Annotated in this window: 1 protein-coding gene; it reads left to right on the plus strand. The window is 64.1% G+C overall.

The features are described from left to right. Positions 1-40: 40 nt before the first annotated feature. Positions 41-479 (plus strand): chorismate synthase (locus CRD60_RS08420; protein WP_113860801.1); only part of this gene is annotated, 439 nt, incomplete at its 3' end.

A 479-nucleotide genomic window follows, 5' to 3' on the forward strand; every position in this document is an offset into this window, starting at 1 on the left:
GGCCTGGCTGAGCACGCCCGCCTTTGAAAGACTGAATGTTATGCTGCGTTATCTCACTGCCGGGGAGTCTCATGGCCCTGCTCTCGTCGCGACGATGGAGGGCATTCCGGCTCACGTCCAGGTCGGGGCTGTAGAGATTTCCGAGGAGTTGCGACGTCGCCGTCTCGGGGCGGGACGAGGAGCCCGCATGTCTTTCGAAGCTGACGAGTTGGAGTTGCTTGCCGGATTCCGACACGGGGAGACGTTAGGCGAACCCCTTGCGATCCGGATCGGCAATTCGGAATGGGAGAAGTGGCCCACCGTCATGGCTCCTGGTCCGGTAGCCCCCGAGGATCTGGCCGGGCATGCCCGTGCAGCTGCGCTCACGCGACCCCGCCCAGGCCATGCTGACCTTGCTGGCATGCAGAAATACGACTTTGATGAGGCCCGGCCAATCCTAGAGCGCGCCTCTGCCCGCGAGACAGCCGCCCGCGTCGCAT

It is taken from the genome of Bifidobacterium aemilianum (genome assembly GCF_003315635.1).
Lineage (GTDB): Bacteria > Actinomycetota > Actinomycetes > Actinomycetales > Bifidobacteriaceae > Bifidobacterium > Bifidobacterium aemilianum.